General features: G+C 67.7%; 12 protein-coding genes. 1 reads left to right on the top strand and 11 read right to left on the bottom strand.

Annotated features, from left to right (window positions below; translation table 11 throughout):
- Positions 1-26: 26 nt before the first annotated feature.
- Genes D7X30_RS10390 through D7X30_RS10425 form a run of 8 tightly spaced genes read right to left on the bottom strand, consistent with a single transcriptional unit; the run spans position 27 to position 11,200 of the window.
- A complete protein-coding gene (locus D7X30_RS10390) occupies positions 27-533 on the bottom strand; it encodes a type VI secretion system tube protein Hcp (protein ID WP_120562736.1) in 507 nt (168 codons plus the stop codon).
- Between the two features lie 27 nt (positions 534-560).
- The gene (gene tssC, locus D7X30_RS10395; protein WP_120562737.1) at positions 561-2,051 is read right to left on the bottom strand and encodes a type VI secretion system contractile sheath large subunit; all 1,491 of its coding nucleotides are present in this window, start codon (positions 2,049-2,051) and stop codon (positions 561-563) included.
- Between the two features lie 21 nt (positions 2,052-2,072).
- Positions 2,073-3,560, bottom strand: a complete 1,488-nt coding sequence (tssB, locus tag D7X30_RS10400; protein ID WP_120562738.1) for a type VI secretion system contractile sheath small subunit — start codon at positions 3,558-3,560, stop codon at positions 2,073-2,075.
- A 33-nt stretch (positions 3,561-3,593) separates the two neighbouring features.
- Complete coding sequence (gene tssA, locus D7X30_RS10405; protein ID WP_120562739.1) at positions 3,594-4,652, bottom strand: type VI secretion system protein TssA; 1,059 nt, start codon at positions 4,650-4,652, stop codon at positions 3,594-3,596.
- The gene (locus D7X30_RS10410; RefSeq protein WP_120562740.1) at positions 4,649-8,581 is read right to left on the bottom strand and encodes a type VI secretion protein IcmF/TssM N-terminal domain-containing protein; all 3,933 of its coding nucleotides are present in this window, start codon (positions 8,579-8,581) and stop codon (positions 4,649-4,651) included. The genes tssA and D7X30_RS10410 overlap by 4 nt, the downstream gene beginning before the upstream one ends.
- Entirely contained in the window at positions 8,578-9,363 is a 786-nt protein-coding gene (locus D7X30_RS10415) for a DotU family type IV/VI secretion system protein (RefSeq protein WP_120562741.1), read from the bottom strand. Before D7X30_RS10415 ends, D7X30_RS10410 begins: the two co-directional genes overlap by 4 nt.
- Before the next feature lie 6 nt (positions 9,364-9,369).
- The gene (gene tssK, locus D7X30_RS10420) at positions 9,370-10,734 is read right to left on the bottom strand and encodes a type VI secretion system baseplate subunit TssK (RefSeq protein WP_120562742.1); all 1,365 of its coding nucleotides are present in this window, start codon (positions 10,732-10,734) and stop codon (positions 9,370-9,372) included.
- Positions 10,724-11,200, bottom strand: coding sequence for a hypothetical protein (locus tag D7X30_RS10425; protein ID WP_120562743.1), 477 nt, complete (start codon positions 11,198-11,200; stop codon positions 10,724-10,726). The genes tssK and D7X30_RS10425 overlap by 11 nt, the downstream gene beginning before the upstream one ends.
- A 328-nt stretch (positions 11,201-11,528) precedes the next feature.
- Between D7X30_RS10425 and D7X30_RS41620 the strand changes: the two genes are divergently transcribed.
- Entirely contained in the window at positions 11,529-12,794 is a 1,266-nt protein-coding gene (locus D7X30_RS41620; RefSeq protein WP_147443154.1) for a hypothetical protein, read from the top strand.
- Positions 12,795-12,835: 41 nt separating this feature from the next.
- Here D7X30_RS41620 and D7X30_RS10435 read toward each other — a convergent pair whose 3' ends face one another.
- The 3 genes from D7X30_RS10435 to D7X30_RS41625 are packed head-to-tail and all read right to left on the bottom strand — an operon-like array spanning position 12,836 to position 15,998.
- Positions 12,836-14,191 carry a TfuA-like protein gene (locus D7X30_RS10435; protein WP_199724239.1) on the bottom strand — a complete coding sequence of 452 codons (1,356 nt, stop codon included), beginning with the start codon at positions 14,189-14,191 and terminating at the stop codon, positions 12,836-12,838.
- Between the two features lie 2 nt (positions 14,192-14,193).
- The gene (locus tag D7X30_RS10440) at positions 14,194-15,444 is read right to left on the bottom strand and encodes a YcaO-like family protein (protein WP_120562746.1); all 1,251 of its coding nucleotides are present in this window, start codon (positions 15,442-15,444) and stop codon (positions 14,194-14,196) included.
- Entirely contained in the window at positions 15,441-15,998 is a 558-nt protein-coding gene (locus D7X30_RS41625; RefSeq protein WP_147443155.1) for a hypothetical protein, read from the bottom strand. The genes D7X30_RS10440 and D7X30_RS41625 overlap by 4 nt, the downstream gene beginning before the upstream one ends.
- Between the last annotated feature and the right edge of the window lie 7 nt (positions 15,999-16,005).

A 16,005-nucleotide genomic window follows, 5' to 3' on the forward strand; every position in this document is an offset into this window, starting at 1 on the left:
GGCTCCGGTGCCCCTGTCGTGGGGAACTAAGCGTTCTTCGTCAGATCCCACGACGACGAGACATCACCGCTGGCGGTGCCCGGGCTCTCCTGCTTCTGCTTCTTGTAGGCCCACTTGATCGCCGTGTAGTTGAGCGAGATGGTTTCGATGGGCAGGTCCCCGCCGCCCGCGCCCACCGACACCGAGCTGATGAGCACGTTGTCCAGCTCGTAGGTGAAGAAGGCCACCGGCGCGCTCTTGGAGTCCTCCTCGCTCGCCTGGTAGATGGTGATGACGGCCTTCTTCAGGGTGTTGCCACCGCTGCAGTAGTGGTTGAGGGACGGAGACGCCGTGTCGACGTACTTGGTGATGGTGAAGTCCTGGTGGGAACACCGGCCGTGCCTGCGGCTGGTGTTGGAGGGCGCGCCCGCGGAGAGAGGCATGGACACCCCGTGGCTGAACGAGAGCAGCTCGATCTGATCCTTGCCTTCCGTGGTGGTGGACTGGCCAGCGAGCGTCTTGACGTCAGGGAAGCTGATGTAGATGTTTTGCATGGCGGGTTATTCCAGGCGTGAGAGGGTTCAGGCCGCGGGCGGCGGCAGGCTGGCGACGAGCCGGATGGAGGCGTTCAGCTCGTTGAGCTGGAAATGGGGCTTGAGGTAGACGACCGCCTTGTAGGAGCCCACCTTGCCGGGCTCCTCGGTGACGTCGATGCGGGCCTCGCGCAGCGGCTGCCTGGCCTTGATGTCCTGGGAGGCCTCGTCGTTGAGCTGGACGTAGTCGCTGATCCAGTTGTTGAGGAACGAGGCGACGTTCCCGCGCGTCATGAAGCTGCCAATCTTGTCGCGCATCATCGCCTTGATGTAGTGGGCGAAGCGCGAGGCCGCGAGCAGGTAGGGCAGCATCGACGACACCTGCGCGTTGGCGGTGGCGTCCAGGCTGGCGTACTTCGTGGGCTTGTTGGTCGTCTGTGAGCCGAAGAAGACGGCCTTGTCGTCCCCCTTGCGGTAGACGAGCGCGAGGAAGCCCAGGTCGTTGAGCTCCTTCTCCCGGCGGTCGGTGATGGCCAGCTCCGTGGGGATCTTCACCACGTCCTCGCCGCTGTCCGTGGTGAAGGTGTGCAGGGGCAGGTCGGAGACGGTGCCGCCGCCCTCGAAGCCGCGGATGGCCGCGCACCAGCCGTACAGCGAGAAGGCGTGGGTGATGCGCTCGCCCAGCTTCCAGACGGCGTTGCCCCACAGGTAGTTGCCGTGGGCCTTGGCGCCGTCGCCGCCGTCGCCCGCGACGCTGAGGTCCTCCTCGAAGATGAAGCCGTCCACGGGGACCGTGGCCTTGCCGTAGGGCAGGCGCATCAGCACGCGCGGCAGCACCAGGGTGACGTAGCGCGAGTCCTCCGTCTCCCGGAAGCTGCGCCACTTGATCATGTCCGACGCCTCGAAGCGCATGGCCAGGTCGCGGGGCGCGTCGAGCCCGGTGAAGTCGTCCTTGAGGCCGAAGAGCTGGGGGCTCGCGGCGGCGAGGAAGGGCGCGTGGGCGGCGGCGGCCACGTTGGAGAGGTTCGTCAGCAGCGCCACGTCCTCCGGCGAGTGGGTGAACTCGTAGTCGCCGATGAGCAGGCTGAACGGATGCCCGCCGAAGGTGCCGTACTCCTCTTCGTAGACCTTCTTGAAGAGCGCGCTCTGGTCGAAGTCGATGGCGTTCTCCAGGTCTTCGCGCAGCTCCTCCTGCGTGGCGTGCATCACGCGCAGCTTGAGGCCGGTGCCGGTCTCCGTGTTCTTGACCAGGGAGTGCAGGCCCCGCCAGGTGGCCTCCAGCTTCTGGAAGGCCTTGTCGTGGAGGATGGCGTTGAGGAGCAGGGAGAGCTCCTCGTCGATCTGGGCGATCTGGACCTGAAGCATTGTCACCGTATTGGGGCCGACCACCACCTCCCGGGTCTGGATGAGGTCGACAAGGAGCGCATTCAGCGCCTGCTCTTCGTCTTGCCGCTGGGTGTCGTCGGAGATTCCCTCCTTGATCTGCTTGACGAGTTCTCCCACCAACTTCGGATCAATGACTGCGGTTGCTAAGGGCATGGCTGGGTTCCTGGGCTGGGATTACGAGTGGGTGCTGTTGAAGGCTTCGAGCTGCAGCCGGGTCTCGGCGGCGGCGGCGTCGGCGGCGCCGCGGAACGCCTCCACGCGCTGATGGACGGACTCGAGCTGCCCCAGGAGCTCAGGGACGCTGTCGCCCAGCGTCGTGACGAGGCCTTCGAGCTTCTCCGCGGTCTCCAGGACCTGGCGGGCCTCCTCACGCGTCGCGAGGGCCTTCTCCAGCGACCTGGCATCCATGAAGCGGCGGGCCTGGATGACCCGGGCCTCCGCGCCGTCCATGATCTTCCGCTGGTGCTCACGCAGCACCTGGACCTGGGAGAGCTCCAGCTCCTCCCGGAGCGGCTTGGGGAAGGCGGCCTTGATCTCGTTCTGGAGCGCGTCGCGCTTGCTCCTGTCCTTGGCGAAGGCCTCGCTCTCCGCGATGAGCTTGTCCGCGTTCGCCAGCGACGTCTTCTTGAGGCGGTCCTTGGCGGCCTCGAACATCTTCACGTCGCTGTCCTTTTCCGCTGCGTCAACGCTAGGAGCCTCCTCCAGGTTCTTCAGGGCATCACCGATGGCGCTGGCCCCCTTGGCGATCTTGCGGAGCACGTCCAAGGCCTGGGCGCGCTTGGCCGGGTCGGCGATGTCGGTGTTGAGATTGGCGAGCGCCTTGAGGCCTGCCGCCGGGCCCCCGAGGTCCTTCTGGGCCTGCGTCATTCCGGCTGTGTCAGGCGGCGTCTGGCTGGCCGCGCCTTCCAGCGCTTGAATCGCGCCCTCCATCAGCTTGCTGGCGTCAGGCGCCAGGAGGCCCTGGTGCTGCTCCCGGAAGGTTTTGAGCTTCGCGGCGTCACCGGTCTTGAGCTCCGAGAGGTCTTCCTCCGGGAGCAGTTGCGTCAAGCGGTCAAAGGCCCCCTCCACGCGGTGGCTCTGCAGGGCCACGTGGATGACGCTGGCCACGGCCTCCAGGCGCTCCCTGAACACCTGGGCCTTCGCGGTGAGGGTCTTGGCGGCATCGCGAGCCCCCTTGAAAGGAAGGCGCTGTTCCTCGATTTGAGCCTTCTTGGCAGCGAGGGCGGCGGAGCCCTTGATGAACACCTCATTGAATTTGGCGTTCAGGCTGTCATTGCCGCTCAGCTTCGCCACCACGTCCACCAGGCGCTGGCGCTCGCGCAGCAGTTTGTTCAGCTTGGGGACCTGCTTCACGATCTGGAGCGGCTCGAAGTCCTCCATCTTCTTGAAGGTGAGCGTGGCCGGGCCCGCCTCCCCGCTCACCGTGTGCGTAGGCGCGAGCTTGGCCATGAAGTCGTCGAAGGTGTCGCGGTCGATCTGGACGAACTTGCGCTGCTTGAGCAGGTCGCTCGGCTTGGTTTTGCCCAGCAGGTCCGCGAGGATGCCGACCACCAACGGGAGCTCCATCTTCTTGGCGGAGCCGAGCGTCTCCACGTCGTAGGTGATGTGCACCCGCGGCGGCCTGTTCCTGTCCAGCCAGTGCTGCTTGCTTTCACTGCTCATGGTCTTGCTTCTCCTGTTCGTGGGTTGCGCGCTTCACTTCGCGTCCCGGATGGCGAGCAACGCGAAGATGGATTGGAGGTCGTCCGTGCCTGGGACCAGCTCCTCGAGGAGTCTCCCGAGCGGCATCGCTCCCCACTTCACGGCCCGCTTCACCAGATAGGGCGTGGGGCTGTGGGGCTCCGTGCGGAGCAGGTAGTCGGAGGCCTCTGTCAGCCATTGATAGGCTTCAGCCCGGCTCTGGATGGAACTCCCGGGCGCCGTGGGCGGGAGGGGCGTGGATGGGACAGGCGGGGACGCAGGGGCGCTCGGGGCCGGGGGCTCCATCAGGTCACTGACCGGCGCCAGCACCGTCCGCAGGTCCTCCAGCGCGCGCCGGAGCTGGCCGAGCAGGGGGCGCTCCTCGTCCAGGTGCGGTGAGAAGACGCTCTCCACCTCCAGCGCCGCGTCGTTCACTTCGCGCAGGGCCTGGCCCAGGGGAGGGTAGAAGGCCGCGGGCGTGGACCGCAGGGCGCTCAGGAAGCCCTGGGCGTCCAGGGGCTGGGAGCCGTCCCGCGCCGGCTCGTCGTCGCGCGACCGCGCTTCATGCTTCTCGCGGTGGAGGATGCGCTCAAAGTCCGCGTAGCAGCAGGCCGTGCCGCTGCCTCCCGTGGGCTGGGAGAGCGGGATGCGCTTGAGCCTCGGGGTCGCGTTCCGGTCGAGCCAATCGAGCACCGAGATGCGATGGCTGGCATTGCCGTCATCCAGCGCGGGCCAGGCGGTGTCCCAATACCTGTCAGCCAGCGCGGCCAGCAGGCGCAGGCCCTCCGCGAGTCCCGGGAGGCCATGCTGTTCGAGCAGCGCTTCGGTGAGCCAGGCCGCGAGCTGCAGGTCCTTGGAGCGCGGCAGCGCCTCCTGACAGAGCTGGCTCACCTGCCGCCAGTGGGCGTGCTTGAACTGGTCCCGTCCGATGTCCTTCAGCAGCGCGGGGTCGTCTTCGCGCCGGGCCTCTCGGATGTCGTCGTACGTCTGATTGTGACGCAGGGAGGGGCCCGCCGGAGCGTCTTCGGAGACGGGCGCGAGCAGCTTCTCGAAGTCGAGCAGGGAGGCGCTCATGGCGTGGAGCTCCGGGTCAGTGAGGCGGTGGGTGCACCCGACGGCGCGCGTGTGGGCCAGAGGCGCGGCGCGGTGAAGCGCGTCTTTCCCTCCAGGCCGGTGAGGGGGACGCGGAGGAAGGCCACCGCCTGCTCGCAGAGGCGGCTCCGCTTCTCCTCGACACGGATGGCGAAGCGCAGGGTGTGCGGCCGGGGATCCGCGCCGCCGCCGAAGTCCGTGGGCCGGCCCTGCTGGGCGCGCAGGAGCCGCAGCAGGGCCCAGGTGCCGCCGAACTCGAAGCGCGCGGTCGCGTCCGGGGCTCGAGGTCCGCCGCACGCCTCTCCGCGAGCGAGGGGCGCGGAAGGGGCGTCCTTCGCCCAGCGCAGCGCCACCTGGAGGGGTTCGCCCGGGTGCCACGCGCCCGGCTTGCCCGCCGACAGCCTCCGTCCGCCCGTCACCAGGCTCCAGGTGATGATCTGATTGGCGAGCCGCTCCTCGCCCACGTTGACGCGTGGCTCCAGCTTGAGGCCGTAGCCGGCCAGTCCTTCCTCTTCGTCGAGGAGCAACGGCGCAAGGAAGGCGCGGGTGGCGCGGGCCTGCTCAAGAAATGCCAGCGCCTCGGCCGGCAGCGACCGGCGCTCCGGGGCGTCCACCAGGGGCAGCACCTCGTCCAGCGCGAGGAAGAAGGCGCGGACCTCCGGAAGGGCCGCGTCAGGGGCCTCCACCGTGTCGGTGGTGAACGGGAAGCGGCCGGCCAGGGTGGTGTTGAAGCGGCGCGCGAGCCGGGCGTAGGCCTCGCCCAGTTGATCACTGACGAGCTGTTCGCAGCGGCGGGCCACCAGGCCTTGCAAGCTGGCGCGGCGGGCGAGGAAGAAGTCCCTGCCCGCGTCTCCCGCGGGCGGGAGGCTCTGGAGGCAGTGCTCGCGGGTGATGCCCATCAGGCCCTGCTGGACGAACGACTCCAGCGCCTGGACGGAGTTGCCGGGCACCTGCTGTTCCCAGTCGCGCAGCTCGTCTCCGATGCGGCGCCACTTGAGGAGCAGCGGAGGACGCTCGCTGGTGGCGGACACCTCCCACAGGAGCGACACGGGCAGGGTGGCGTAGTCCCGGGCCAGCGTGGCGGCGCGCGTGCGCTGCGTCTTGAGGTACTGCCCCAGGGCCACGGCGTCCGACACCCCGAAGGCCTCCAGCGCCGCCGGGGTCTTTCCCTGCCACCGCGAGAAGCGCGGATCCGGTGCGTAGAGCGTGTCCCGCTCGAAGAGGGCGTCCACGCGCTCCAGCAGGCTTCCGGCTTGTGACGCCAGCAGGTCGCCCAGCTCCTGACGGGTCGTGAGCAGGAGCAGCTGGTCTCCGAGGTCGCGCAGCTGCCGCAGCTTGCCGTCCACCTGCTTGAGGTTGGCCAGCTCGGCGGCGACCTGGGACTCGGCCTGGGGGGAGTGCGTCGCGGCTTCGCCAGCGGGCATCGGCTCCAGCTTCCGGGCGCGGAGCAGCTGGATGCTCAGCCGGCGCTCCAGCTGCTGGCGGGCCACCTCCGCCACCACCTCGTGCATCTCGCCGGGGAACGCCGTCAGCCCCTCGGTGAGGAAGCCTTCGTAGAGCTTCGTGATGCGGAGGGCTTCGTCCAGCGCGGGCTCGGACCAGAAGACGCGGACAGGCCCCTTGGATGAAGCGGGCGGGGGCGCGTCGGGTTCGGCCATGAAACCCTGGGCGAGCAGCTCCTTCAGCGCCTTCTCCAGGGCGAGCGCGCCCGGGGACAGCTCCAGCTTGCAGCCCTGGTCGTCGCGCGCCAGCAGGGGCCCCGTGGCCCGAGTGGAGAGCGCGCACAGCCGCTCCTTCAGCGCGTCCAGCTCTCCCGTCCACTGGCGCTCCATGTCCGCCGCCGCCGGATCACCCAGCGCGCGCGACTTGCGCACGGAGTCCAGCAGCCCGGTGAGGGACTTCCCCAGGCCAGGCGGGCCAAGCCAGACGGCCCCGGGCCGGGCCAGCTCCGTCCGCAGACGTTCCAGGGTCTGTGCGAGCTCACGGGCCGTCCGCGCCACGGACGTGCCTTCCCCGCCACGTCCCTCCAGCCGGGTGGCCAGGGCGGCGCACGCCGCCAGTCGCGCCTCCAGCGGGTTCTCCACGAACAGGCGGCGCGAGAGCTTCGCGGCGAGCGCGGTGGCCCGGCGCGGCGCCGCCTCTTGCAACGACGCCTCGAAGCGGGGCGCTGAGGCCTGCGCGAGCGCTTCTTCGTAGCGCGCGCCGTTCTGGAGGAACGCGGTGCCAGGGTCCGCATGCAGCAGGTACCGCGCGAGCCCGTCCACTGTCTGCAGCCGCTTGCTTCCGGACTGGCTCTGCAAGGCATTGAACGCGTCCACCTGGGCGGTGAAGGTGGCCAGCTCCTGATCCAGCGAGCGCAGCGCCTGGAACTCGGGGGTCTCCTCGGGAGCGAGCAGGCCGTCAGGAAGCGCGGGGTGCTGGACCTCCCCGTCGAGGATCTGCTGGAGCCTGGTTCCGAGCTCCCGGTGGAGGGTGGGCAGCACCAGGTCCTCGAAGCTGACGCGGAGCGCGTCCTGGAGCTGTCCGGCCAGGGCCGGCGCGGGCGTGCCGGGCAGCTTCGCCAGCTCCTGGAGGACCGTCGCCGCGCGGCGGCGCTCAGCCTCCGCGTCCGGCTCGCCATGGGCGCGCTCCGTGCTCAGGCGGGCAAGCCCCGCCATGCCCTCGGCCACGGGCCGCGTGTCACCGCGCAGGCGCTGTTCGAGCGTCCACAGGCCGACGGGCAGGAGCACCACGCTCACGGCCAGCGACCACCGCAGCGCCGTCAGCGCCCGCTGGTTGCGGCGCTTCTCCGAAGCGGACGGACGGGCCAGGCTGCTTTCAGGGAAGACCTTCTGGTCGAGCAGATGCGTGAGGAAGATGGGATGCGGCCCGGGCGCGGGCGCTCCGAGGGTTCGCGCCGTGAGCCGCTCGCTCGCGCTGAGGTCCCCGTTGAAGTACACGCCGCGCAACGGCAGGGCCTCGTGGTGGACGCTGGCCCGGAAGATGGGATCCAGCAGGGCGCGCGCCGGCTCGGTCAGCCCCCGCAGCGCGGAGGGGAAGGTGAAGGCCGCGTCGCGCTCCTGCGCGTTCTGTCCTTCCTCGCTGGCGAGCAGCTCGAGCTGGACGCGGGTGAGCGTCCCATGGAGGCGCTCGAAGGCCTCGGGGATCCACTCGTCGCGCCACGCCGCTTCGAACGGATGCGGGTTGGACCAGCCGAACATCTCGTTCCACATGTCCGAGGGCAGCGCGCGGCAGAAGCTGGCGAACCCGGGAAGCACCTCGGCCTGCGTGAACAGCACGTAGATGGGGAAGCAGACGCCCAGCTCGTCCTGGAGCGTGCGCAGGCCCTTCGCCACCGCGTCCGCCTGCGCGCGGGCCTTCTCGCGGGACGCGCGGTCCGTCCCCAGCAGCAACGCGGCCGGGAGGGCGAGCACCGCCGCGTCGATGGGACGCAGGGGCCGGGCGCCGCGAAGCGACTTCAGCGCGGAGCGGAAGGACGGCTCGGCGGACTTCGTCAGCCCCGGCAGGTCGATGACCTGGCCCTCGTTGAAGATCCACGCGGTGGCGCGGGTGGGGTCCTGGGGACGCTCGGGCTTGCCGAAGGGCAGCGGGAGCTCGACGCTCTTGAGGAGCGTGGCGCTGTCCGCGTCGGGCGTGCCCACCAGCACGCAGTGGGGCACCGCGTAAGTGGCGCCGCCCTTCTTGGGCGTGAGGAGCCGTGACCACCGCTTCAGCAGTCCCGGTGCCGGCTTCTCGGCGTCCTCGGGAGGCGTGGAGACTTCCGGAGCGGGCGTCCGTGGTTCGGTGGCGGCCGTCACGAGCCGCGCCGCCGCCTGCTCCGCCTGGCTCTTCATCCAGAGCCGCACGCCCTGACCGAGCGCGGCCAGCACGACCGGGACGCAGCCCGCGAGGAAGGATTCGAGCGCGCTCATCGCGGCACCTCGCCGTGCGCGAGGATGCGGTCCAGGGAGGCCCGTAGGCCGCGCGTCTCGCGGCGCACGATGACGTTCCCGGCCACGACGCCGAGCCCCACGACCGCGGCCAGCGCGAACGCCCAGGGCCGCAGGGACGCAAGGCGCCGCTCGTGCTTGCCGTCCAACGTGTGCGCGTAGGCCTGGGGCAGCAGCCGGTGGGCGGGTTCGCGCGAGCCCGGCTCCCGCCGGAAGACGAACGCGAAGAGCCGCCGCCGCAGCTTGCGGAGCTGGGTGCCCGCGTCCCTGTCCCGGAAGCGTCCCTGGAAGCCGAGCGACAGCACCAGCAGGTACACCGCGGCCATCTCCACGCGGGCCGCGTCCGCCTCCCGCAGCAGGGCTTCGATGTCGGTGAAGAGCTGATCCCCCGCGACGTGGGTGCCGAACAGCTCCTCCTCCAGCAGGGCGCTGCTCCACGCACCCCGTTCCGGCCAGGTGTGTTGGATCAGCACCTCGTCGGTGAAGGCGGCCAGGACGTAGCGGACCTCCTCCGGACGGATCTCCTGAGCGTCCTCCTTCCCACGGACGCGGTGGGAGCCCAGTCGCTCCAGCTTCTCCACCAGCGTCGTCCGAAGCCTCGCGAACGTGTCGTCCTCGGGCGCGGGCTCGTCGCTGTCGGGGTCGGCCACCGGGGCCTCGACGAGCGTCTGCTTGAGCCGCAGCAGCTCGCTGAGGAACTCGCGGGCCTGCTCGAGCAGGGGCGCGCGGTGCGGCTGGTACTCGGTGGGAAGGGAGGAGGACATGTGGCGTCAGGAGGACCGGGTGCGGGGACCGACGAACAGGGTCAGCTGGGCGGGAGGCGCGAGCGCTCGCGGGTGCTCGGGGTCGCGTGGGTTCTCCACGGCCAGCGGCTGCCGGGCCTCGAGCAGGCCGGGCTCGGGGGTGAGCGAGAACAGGAGCGTGCCGCGCGGTGCGAGCAGTCCCCGGCACTGGTTCACCTGCACGCGGGGCACGCCCACGCTGCGCTTCTCACGCAGGCCCTTGAGCTGGGTTTCAGCGCCGATGCGCGCGCCGCGCATCCAGTCCAGCAGCTGCCGCTCGGTCGTCCCTGGCGTGCCCTGGATGCCAATCACCCACTCGCGGTCCAGCCAGTCCGCTTCCACCTGCGTGGAGAAGCGGTCCTGAAGCTGCCGCAACGGGATGGCCGTGAAGAGGTCGGAGACGCCCTGGTCGAGGCTCACGCGGATGAATTCGATGACCGAGTTGAAGGCGGCCCCGGGTGACGCGTGCTCGTACCGCGCGAAGGGAGGCGGAATCCGGCTGTGGCCGATGGCGGCCAGTTGTCCGGCGAGCGAGCAGAGCCCGAGGTAAAGCGTGAAGGGGTGGGGCTCGGTGGCGAGCAGCGCCTCGAAGGCGGGGAGTCCCGCGACCAGGTGGTGGAGCAGGCGCTCGCGCTCGTGGACGAGGGCGCGCTCGGTGTCGGCGCTGGCGGTGCGGATGCTGTCGTCCAGGCTGGCCGCGCGGGCGCGGAGGTCCTTCGCCAGCCAGGCGCACCGCATCCAGAGCGGGCTGTTCGCGTCTGTGGCGATGCGAGGGGCCACGTCGCCGTCCACCACGCGGAACTTGGCCTGGACGCACTCGATGGCGACCAGCGGCAGCAGGCTGTAGCCCGGGGTGGCCTCGTCGGCCTGGAGCTTGATGCGGGGAAGGAGCACGGTGAGGCGGGCATCCCCGTCGTCCGTGTGCTCATCGCGCACCTTGCCGGTGGACTGGGCCTGGAAGCGGGAGTGGTCGCTGCTCGTCCCCGAGAACTTGTCGTCGCTGACCGCCAGGAAGACGGTTACCGGCTGCTGGCTGGCGCGCTCCCGGAGCGAGCCGAGATCCAGCGCCAGGCCCTGCGGCTTCCTCCCGGCGTCCGTCTCGGGCGGCGGGTAGCGCACGGTGAGGCCGTCCTCGAAGACAGCCTCCAGTTCCTGGACGCGGAAGAAGCCCTCCGCGAGGGCCTGGGCATCAAAGGACAGACGCCGCACGCCCCAGTGGAAGGGATTGAGCAGGCGCAGGTGGTAGCGGAGGGATTCTTCGTGGTGGTGGGCCTGCTGCTGGAAGTGCTGCGGCATGAGCAGCATTCCGTCGGACCAGTGGATGGGGGGCGGAATCGTGTCGTCACGGCTCATGGCAGTCCCCCTGGAGCTCGGGCTGGGTCAGGCAGAGGTGGTTCGCGCGGACCTCCAACTGGAGCGCCCGCTTGGGATCGAACCGGTAGCGGTGCTCGCCCTCCGCGCTGTAGCCGACGAAGACGAGGCCGCCAGCGGTATGGGCGGGGACGTAGCGCCGGAACTCCGGGAGCGACTGGTCGGGGACCAGCTCGTAGAACTCCTCGTGGACGTCCGCGGCGTGGTCGCGCAGGAACTGCTCGCGCCCGACGAACCACTGCGTCGCGCCGACGGCGAGCAACTGCTCGAGCACGGTCTGGTCGTAGACGAGGAGCAGGGAGAGCGGGACGGGGCTGTTGTCATTGGCGTCCGGCCGCAGGCGGATCTGGACCTTCAGCCCGGTGCCAGACGAGACACAGCTCGTCAGGGTGAGGGCCAGGACGCAGATGGCCAGCGGCCGGCGCCGGAGCCGGAGCCGGCAGTTCATGAGGTCTGTCTTTTCTCAGGGGCCGGGGAGGTGAGTGCGGTCCCGGACACTTCCTGGCAGGAGCAAGGCTCGGGCCAGCGTCACCGCAGGGGAGGGCGCACTTGCGAGCCGGCAGGAACTTGCCGGGGCCAGGTTGCCCGGCAAGGTCCGCCGGCAAGAAGTTGCCGCAGCAGGAGTTCCGCCAGTCGCCACGCCTGAAGTTGCTCGGCATGGAATGTGCTCATGCCCCAGGGGCCATTGGCCGAAGCTGGCGGGCTCAAACCAGGCGCATGTCCGTCAACGGGTGTCGCGCCGACTACTGCATTCGCACGTTTTCAGGGAGCCCCTCATGGAAGGATTCCAAGCCATTGACTACATCGACTGGGACCCTACGCCGCAGCAATCGACGGTTAAGCTCGATGAGAATATTGAAGAGATTCTCGCCTCGACGCCGTTACGCGGAACTCTCCCGATATACAAAAAACATACAGAAATAGAGGAGAGATACGTCGGTGCAATGGCGACGGAGATTCTTCTGCGCGGAGACAGTCGCGCTCCCCAGGAGATCCAAGAGGCGGGAGGATTCAAAATCTACAAATCCGAGACCGGGGAGTATGACGACTCTGTCGCCTTCCACACCAACCCGGATCCGCGCAGGCAATTGCTGACGTGCTTCATTTCGACCGGACGAAGCATGCAGATCGCTCTTAAGGCGGTCGATCAACATCACGTGTCACCGGGAAACGGTTGGGTCTATGCCGTCCTCGCTCGTGGAGTCGATGTGCGTGTCAGCAACGCGTACGATGCTATCCAAAGAGACCAAATGAATCTCGCCGCAGCTGAAAAGGTCGTGCAGAAGAAGCGTGACAAGGTCTATCAAATCGGGAAACGAGATCCAGAGACCGCTAACAAGTTGCATGACGAGCTCGACAAAGAACTTAAGATGGCACGCGAACGCCACCCCATGGGGGATTTCGAAGTTTATCGTCAGGCCGAGGTCGCGGTCCCCATGGAAATTCCCTGGGAGCATGTGCTCGGCTTCAGACAGGTCGAGAAAAGTCAGCTTACCGGGCCGCTCTATCTGCGCAAGGAGTTCCTGGGTTTCAAGGTGAAATTGGAAGTGCCGGCTTTCAAGACCAAGCTCGGCATTGAGGTGTATCGCGAAAAGGAAGTCGCTCGGCTTGGTGGTCAACCCGTTCGGCAGAACAAGTTCGGCATCACCTTGGCGACTGTTGCGCGACTGTCCGACCTGTTTCAGGTTTCTCTTGATCGTCGACTCCTGCCGCATCGGAAGGGATATGTTGTTTCTGGGTTTCCATTGATCCTGAATCAGAACTGGGTGGAACTCGAAAAGGCGATGCCATTCATGTGGTACTTCAATGAGGAGGGTCGAGCTCGGCAGTCGCTATCCATGGGCGCTCCCAGTTTGGCTTTTTCAAAGGTCAATCTGTATGAATTCGACGTGGACGCCTACTTTAATTCCGGAGTCAAATTGAGGTGGAGTAAAAAATTTCCTGATTGTGATTTCAGGATCAAGGTCGGTGGTGAAACGGCCAGTCTCAAGCGACTGTTGTATGTTTTTCGCAGAATGGAGTCCAGGATGGTCCGTCGCTGAGTAGAGTCTGCATCCGCCTTTCCAGGCTGAGCGCTGGCCGGCTATCCGCCCGCGCATTGCGAGAGCTTCTGATAGCAGTACTCCCGCAACATGGCGCGGCGAAGCGCGGAGGCGTCTGCCCATCCGATGGCGCGGGCATGATCGTCGAGGTTCGACGGGACAGGCTGGCCGAGCCGCTCACTGAAGTACCAGCGGCAGAGAAGGTCCTCCGTGAGGCCCGTGTCTTCCAGGCTTGGGCTGCACAGGCCTCGCTCATCCAGGATGCGCTGTTTGCGCTCTGCGCGCTCTGCGAGCGCGGCGTAATCGCCGGAGGCGCGGAGGTGACTCGGAAGACATGAAGTGAGTGCGGGCGCGAGCGTCTGGTAGGCCCAACGCAGCAAGACCTCCTCCAGCATCAACTCCCAGAAGCCCTCCACACTGAGCTTCTGTGCCCGCATCCACTCCTCGGTAGCTCTGGCCTCCAGGAGCCCACGCTCGCGCCGGAAGGCCTCTGCCTCCGCCTGGAGCGTCCGTGGGTCCACCGAGCGCCCCTGCCGTCGGGCTTCTGCGAGCACCAGGGCGCGAACGAACGCCCCGGTCCGCGCGGAGTCGAATGCGCCGGCGACGCGGAGTTCCTCGAGGACAGGCGCTGACATCGCGTCCCGTTCACGTCGGACCGGGGCGGCGCCTCGAGGCGTCGCCTGTTTGCGAACCTGCTCCCACGCATCGGTGTGAGCGAACGCATAGTCAATGCGCTTCGGCCCCTGCCGTGGAAGCTGCTCGCGCATGAGGCGCAACATCGCTCGCGCGTCGGCACGCTTCTGGTCGACCTTCCCCTCCGGCAAGAAGGCTCGGAGTGCGTCGAGCTCTGAGGAGGGAAGCCCCCACCCGGACGCCTGCGCGAGCAGGACTCCATAGGAGCGCTCCACGTAATGGAGGCTCTTCGCCATGCGCTCCAGCGCGCCCTGGCTGTCCGCGCTGATGACCCCTTGCGCCACCGCCTTCGCCAGGGTGGCGCGGATGTTGACCATGGCATCGGACAGAGGCCTGTACCCGTCCTCGGCGGAGGCATGCACGACGGCCACCTCGTCATCGTCCTCGAGCTCGCCCCTCTGGAACGCTTCGAAGATCGCCCCGACACCCTCCATCCCGAAGGGATGGAGCTCGGCGGCGCGCAGCGCTCCCATGCTGGCGCTGCCGTAGACGTGGATGCCCTGAGCCATCGCCCAGAGGATCTCCTTGTGCCAGATCGACGGCACCCGCTCGAAGTAGCCGTCAATGATGCCAATGGCTTGTGGCTCATTGAGGCAGGCCCGGTACACATCCCCCTGTGCGGCCGGCGGGAGGTAGATCGCGTCAAGCTCAGCGCGGGCCTCCGCCACCGGAAAGGTGGGGCCTACGAAGACATAGATGGCCACGTTCAGGCTCCTGCGCGCGCCGCGAGAAGGGTTCTGGCCCTCTTTCCAGGCACGTAGCCGGGGGCCTCATGGATGAACTCGAGACCCGGGATGATCACGCGCACCACCGGAATGCCAATCTCCGGACGGCTGAGGTCCACGGCGATGACCTGCTCAATCCCCACGGCGCGGAGGCGCGAGAGCACGATGTCGAGGTCGGCATTGAACGTCTCACTCGAAAGCGTTGGGACGTCGGAAAAGCGCCGCACAGACGGCTCGCCACGCATCCGGAGCTGGAGCCTCTCCAGCACACGAGGGTCGCGCGCCTCCTCGTAGAAGCCGCCGCCAGTCTCTTCCCGGGCGCCCGCGATGAGGGTCAGGCGCGTCTGGGCGGCTTCCGTGAGCGCCCGCGATAACGCGATCTCGCGCGCGGGGTGACACCCCATGCCGGTCGCCCCCGCGAGCCTCCGGAGCGGGTCCGGGTTGCGATCCAGCAGGGCACACTGGAATGACGGCAGTCCCACGTCAGTCGTCGTTTCCCAGACGGCGACGTCCACCTCGGCACGTGCGAAGCACTCCAGGAGGCCCCGGCAGCCAGGGTCATCCACTGTGTCCAGGGAGAGCCGCGAGCCTCCCTGTGCCGCCGAAAAGTGCCAGAGTGTCGTCGCGTCGCGCTCGACGAGCTCATGGATGCCATGGCACACGGCCTCCAGCAGGTGATTGCCCGACGCCAGCCCATTAGAACTCATGGCCAACGCGCCACTGCCGGTGGGAAAGGGCAGGGTGAAGTCCGTATGAACCAGCTCGTAGGGCACCCAGATGGGAACCCGGTCCATGAGCTCGCTGCCTTCGATCCAGAGGAGCTTCTTGTCCTCATCGAAGCTTCCTGTCCCGAGCCGTGGCAGGCGTGAGACGTCCGCCAGGCGGTGACGGCGTCGCAGGTCGGCATGGCTGCCGAGCAACAGGGGCGCCGTGACATGTTCCGCATGGTACGTCTCGATGGCCTCCATCAGCCCCGAGGCCCTGGCGGCGTGGAGGTCCGCGCCCTTCCCCTGAGAGACCACCATGGAACGCGCGTTGGGACGGATGACCGCGACCACCGGAATGCCAATGACATCCAGTCCGGTGATGTTGGCCACACGGGTGATGCCGGCGGCGCCGCGGACCCGGAGTGCTCTCTCCACGGTTTCGGCGGGCTCCGCCAGGCGGTGGGTGCCCGCCTGGAAGCGCTTGAGCACCGGGTCCTCAAGGCTCGTGAAAAGCACCGAGCTCATGGCGCATCAGGTGGCAGGTCCAGCATGGAGAGGTTTAAGCCATAGCGGATGGTCTTCTTATCCGCATTGTGCTGACCAATGAGAACAACCCCATGGATAAGCGCGTCGAAGATATCGAGGGAAAAATCGCAGGGAACCGCGAACTTATCGTCTGTGTAGACATCCTTGGGGATGCGGTACAAAGATTTTTTATCCTTTGTCGTGGATGAGACTGCGTAGATGAGAAGGTCGTCTGGTTTGTCATCAGCCGCTCGCTTCGGCGGCGTTACGTGAGGTGGTGGCAGGGGAGACAGCGGATTGAGGCTTGGAAGACAAACCACGTAGCAGGCCGTGCCGACGTTTTTCGGGACGGAGCCCAGGACGCTACCGTTCGCCAGGAGATCAAGGAGCCCAGCGTACGCCGGGTCCACGATGTAAGGATCTGGAAGAACATCATACCGCGAGTCCGTGTAGTCAGTCTGCCGGAGGCAGTATTGCTTGGGGCTCCCTCGGACGAGGAGGCAGAGATCCCCAGGAAGAAGGAGCTGGGGGGTGGGGGGCGATGGAGCTCTCATGATGAGA

Origin of the sequence: Corallococcus sp. AB011P (assembly GCF_003611605.1) — a bacterium.
Classification (GTDB): domain Bacteria; phylum Myxococcota; class Myxococcia; order Myxococcales; family Myxococcaceae; genus Corallococcus; species Corallococcus coralloides.

Excerpts from the sequence above, each read along its gene's own strand:
- D7X30_RS10390 (WP_120562736.1), bottom strand. The coding sequence starts at position 533 with ATGCAAAACATCTACATCAGCTTCCCTGACGTCAAGACGCTCGCTGGC.
- tssC (WP_120562737.1), bottom strand. The coding sequence starts at position 2,051 with ATGCCCTTAGCAACCGCAGTCATTGATCCGAAGTTGGTGGGAGAACTC.
- tssB (WP_120562738.1), bottom strand. The coding sequence starts at position 3,560 with ATGAGCAGTGAAAGCAAGCAGCACTGGCTGGACAGGAACAGGCCGCCG.
- tssA (WP_120562739.1), bottom strand. The coding sequence starts at position 4,652 with ATGAGCGCCTCCCTGCTCGACTTCGAGAAGCTGCTCGCGCCCGTCTCC.
- D7X30_RS10410 (WP_120562740.1), bottom strand. The coding sequence starts at position 8,581 with ATGAGCGCGCTCGAATCCTTCCTCGCGGGCTGCGTCCCGGTCGTGCTG.
- D7X30_RS10415 (WP_120562741.1), bottom strand. The coding sequence starts at position 9,363 with ATGTCCTCCTCCCTTCCCACCGAGTACCAGCCGCACCGCGCGCCCCTG.
- tssK (WP_120562742.1), bottom strand. The coding sequence starts at position 10,734 with ATGAGCCGTGACGACACGATTCCGCCCCCCATCCACTGGTCCGACGGA.
- D7X30_RS10425 (WP_120562743.1), bottom strand. The coding sequence starts at position 11,200 with ATGAACTGCCGGCTCCGGCTCCGGCGCCGGCCGCTGGCCATCTGCGTC.
- D7X30_RS41620 (WP_147443154.1), top strand. The coding sequence starts at position 11,529 with ATGGAAGGATTCCAAGCCATTGACTACATCGACTGGGACCCTACGCCG.
- D7X30_RS10440 (WP_120562746.1), bottom strand. The coding sequence starts at position 15,444 with ATGAGCTCGGTGCTTTTCACGAGCCTTGAGGACCCGGTGCTCAAGCGC.
- D7X30_RS41625 (WP_147443155.1), bottom strand. The coding sequence starts at position 15,998 with ATGAGAGCTCCATCGCCCCCCACCCCCCAGCTCCTTCTTCCTGGGGAT.